1 protein-coding gene is annotated in these 4,107 nt (G+C 65.6%); it reads left to right on the top strand.

Features of this window, described 5'->3' with window-relative positions; all coding sequences use genetic code 11:
- Positions 1-235: 235 nt before the first annotated feature.
- On the top strand, positions 236-3,784 hold the full coding sequence (dnaE, locus tag AC08OQ_RS15385) for a DNA polymerase III subunit alpha (RefSeq protein ID WP_476601725.1): 3,549 nt from the start codon (positions 236-238) through the stop codon (positions 3,782-3,784).
- The last annotated feature ends 323 nt before the right edge of the window (positions 3,785-4,107 follow it).

The raw sequence follows: 4,107 nt of genomic DNA, 5'->3' as shown, positions 1-4,107 counted from the left end.
CCAGCGGACAGCGAGGAGGCGCGCTCGCGCGGCACGTGGTTGGTCACGGCGCAGAGCTTGCCTGATCGCGTCGCTGCTTCCTCGGGAGTGCTGACGAATCCGCCGTTGATCTCAACGAATTATCTTTGAGGGATCAACACACTTAGGGACTGTTGCGCCGCGTGCCTCTCTGGTGGCTCTGAGTGGCGGGGCTAGACTTCGACCGGCGGGCCGTTGCGGGCGAGAGGGGACTGGGATGCCGGCGGATTCTTTTGTTCACCTCCACGTGCACACTGAGTATTCGATGCTGGACGGTGCGGCGAAAACGGGCTTGCTTTTCAAGGAAGCGGCGAAGCTGGGGATGCCGGCCGTCGGGATGACCGACCACGGTAACATGTTCGGCGCCTACGAATTTTATCAGGGCGCGAAGTCCGCAGGTGTCAAGCCGATCATCGGGATTGAGGCGTACCTGGCGCCCGAGTCGCGCCATCACAAGCGGCCTGTCCTGTGGGGTGAGCGTTCGCAGCGCGACGTCGACCCTGCGGGTGAGGGTGGTGACGTGTCCGGTAGCGGCGCCTACACCCACATGACGATGCTCGCGGCCAACGGGGCCGGGCTGCGCAACCTGTTCCGGCTGTCGTCGATCGCGTCGATCGAGGGCTACTACCGCAAGCCGCGGATGGACCACGAGCTGGTCTCCCAGTACTCCGAAGGGATCATCGCGACGACGGGCTGCCCGTCGGGTGAGGTGCAGACTAGGCTTCGTCTGGGCCAGTTCGACAAGGCGCTCACCGCGGCGGCCACCTACCAGGAGGTCTTCGGCGCGGACAACTTCTTCCTGGAGTTGATGGATCACGGTTTGCCGATCGAGCGCAGCGTCCGCCAGGGGCTGCTCGACATCGGCGACAAGCTGGGGCTTCGCCCGCTGGCCACGAACGACTCGCACTATGTGACCCAGGATCAGGCGGGAAGCCACGAGGTGCTGCTGTGCGTCGGCACCGGTAAAAAACTCGACGATCCGACCCGTTTCAAATTCGACGGATCGGGATATTACCTCAAGTCTCCGGAGGAAATGCGCAACCTGTGGGACAGTGAGGTCCCCGGGGCCTGCGACAGCTCTCTGCTTATCGCCGAGCGCGTCGAGTCCTACGACGATGTTTTCAAGTTTGTGGACCGGATGCCGCGCTACCCTGTCCCCGAGGGTGAGACGCAGCTGTCCTGGCTGCGCAAGGAAATCGACCGCGGACTGACGTGGCGCTTCCCTGCGGGCGTGCCCGCCGATGTGGTCGAGCGCGTCGACTACGAGGTCGGCGTGATCGACAAGATGGGTTTCCCGGCTTACTTCCTGGTCGTCGCCGACATTTGCAAGTTCGCGAGAGATCGGGGCATCGGGCTGGGTCCGGGGCGTGGATCGGCGACCGGGTCGATGATCGCCTATATCCTGGGTATCACCGAGCTGAACCCGATCGAGCACGCGCTGATCTTCGAGCGGTTCCTCAACCCGGAGCGGATCAGCCCGCCGGATATCGACCTGGACTTCGACGAACGTCGACGCGGTGAGGTGATCCGCTACATCACCGAGCAGTACGGCGAGGACCGCGTCGCGCAGATCAACACCTTCGGCACCATCAAGGCCAAGGCCGCGATCAAGGACTCGTGCCGGGTGCTGGGTTACGACTACGTCCTCGGCGACAAGATCTCAAAGGCGATGCCGCCGGATGTGATGGGCCAGGGCATCCCGCTGGCCGGGATCTTCGACCCGAACCATGAGCGGTACGGTGAGGCCGCCGAGGTCCGGGCCCAGTACGAGACCGACACCAAGGTTCGGAAGGTCATCGACACCGCGCGGGGGCTGGAGGGGCTCACCCGCGGCACTGGTGTCCACGCCGCCGGGGTCATCCTGTGCTCGGAGCCGCTGCTGGATGTCCTGCCGATCCATCGCCGCGACAATGACGGCGCGATCATCACCGGGTTCCCGTTTCCTCAGTGCGAGGAGATGGGCCTGCTCAAGATGGACTGCCTCGGCCTGCGGAACCTCACCGTCATCGGTGACGCGATCGAGGCCGTCAAGCGTAACCGCAACGTCGACATCGACCTGTCCACCCTCCCCCTGGAGGACACGAAGGCCTTCGAGTTGCTCGCCCGCGGCGACACGCTCGGGGTGTTCCAGCTCGACGGCGGACCGATGCGTAACCTGCTGCGCCTGATGGCACCGACGAAGTTCGGCGACATCGCCGCCGTGCTCGCGCTCTACCGGCCCGGCCCGATGGCGGCCAACAGCCACATCGAGTACGCCGACCGCAAGAACGGCCGCAAGGAGATCCTCCCGATCCACCCCGAGCTCGCCGAGGCGCTGGAGCCCATCCTCGGCGAGACCTACCACCTGGTGGTCTACCAGGAGCAGGTCATGGCCATCGCCCGGGAGCTGGCCGGCTACAGCCTCGGCGGCGCCGACCTGCTGCGCCGCGCGATGGGCAAGAAGAAGAAGGAGATCCTGGACAAGGAGTTCGCTCGCTTCTCCGCCGGGATGAGGGAGAAGGGCTACACCGACACGGCGGTCCAGGCGCTGTGGGACGTGCTCGTCCCATTCTCCGGCTACGGGTTCAACAAGTCCCACACCGCCGGGTACGGCGTCGTGTCGTTCTGGACGGCCTACCTCAAGGCCAACTACCCGGCCGAGTTCATGGCGGCGCTGCTGACGTCCGTCGGTGACGACAAGGACAAGATGGCGGTGTACCTGGCCGAGACCCGCCGGATGGGTATCCAGGTCCTGCCCCCCGACGTCAACGAGTCGGATCTGCGGTTCGGTGCGGTCGGTGACTCGATCCGTTTCGGCCTGGGGGCCGTCCGTAATGTTGGGGAGAACGTCGTCGCCTCGATAGTCGCGGCCCGGCGGAGGAAGGGCGCGTATGAGTCGTTCGCTGACTTCCTGCAGAAGGTCGACATCGGGGTGTGCAACAAGCGCACCATCGACTCGCTGATCAAGGCGGGGGCGTTCGACTCGCTGGGCCATCACCGCCGTGTGCTGGTCAATGTGCACGAGAACGCGATCGACGCGGTGATCATCACGAAGCGGGCCGAGGCCATCGGCCAGTTCGACCTGTTCGGCGACGGGGGCGCCGGAGAGGAGGAGAGCCCGGCGCTAGGACTCGACCTGGACCTGTCCGGCCCCGAATGGCCGAAAAAGGAGCTGCTGGCTCAGGAACGCGACATGCTCGGCCTGTACGTGTCCTCGCATCCGCTGGAGGGTGCCGAGCGGGCGCTGGATCGCCACCGCGACACCCGGATCGTCGACCTCGCCGAGGCCAACGACGGGACGACCGTACAGATCGCCGGCATCATCAGCAAGATCGACCGGCGGATCAACAAGAACACCGCCAAGGCGTGGGCGATCGTGACCGTCGAGGATCTCGACGCCTCCGTCGAGGTGCTGTTCTTCCCCCAGTCCTACGAGGTCCATTCGTACGCGCTCGTGACCGACGCGGTCATCTCGGTGCGGGGCAGGATCAACGAGCGGGAGGGGTCGGTCTCGCTGTTCGCCCAGGACCTGACGGTGGTCGATGTCGCGACGCACGTGAACGGGCCGCCTGTCGTCATCACTCTGCCGTCACACAAGATCACACCACCGCTGGTCGATGACCTCAAACTCGTCCTGACGACTCATCCCGGGACAACTCCGGTGCACCTGCGTCTCGAAGGCCCGCAGAACACGCATCTGCTCCTGCTCGAACTCCAGGTGCAGGCGAGTAGTTCGCTACTCGGGGATCTCAAGGCCCTGCTGGGTGCCCGAGCGGTCACCGTATGAGCGACCCGTCGCCGGAGGCGAGACAGCCTGCCGAGGTGGTGCTGTGCTCGACGGATAGTCCGCCGCGTTGCTGACACACTGGGTGGCAACGCTGGCCGTGCCGGCCGTCGACCTCCAGGCGTGGGAAGTCGACTATCAGGCGTGGCTACGAGGCGACCTGTGACACCCGGGCAGGTGCGTGTGGTCCGTCCGGCCAGGTCGGCAGCGTCGGAGCAGGCCGCAGCGGTACCGGCTGGAACATGCCCCCCGCTGCCAGCGGGTGAGCGCCGAGGCCCAACGGTAGATACGCCGTGCCGGAGCGGCGGCCGACTTCCAGGCAGGGG

The sequence above is a fragment of the Frankia sp. CcCS3 genome, from assembly GCF_977927575.1.
Note: the sequence above shows the minus strand (reverse complement) of the source record. Positions and strands in the feature narration are given on the sequence as shown.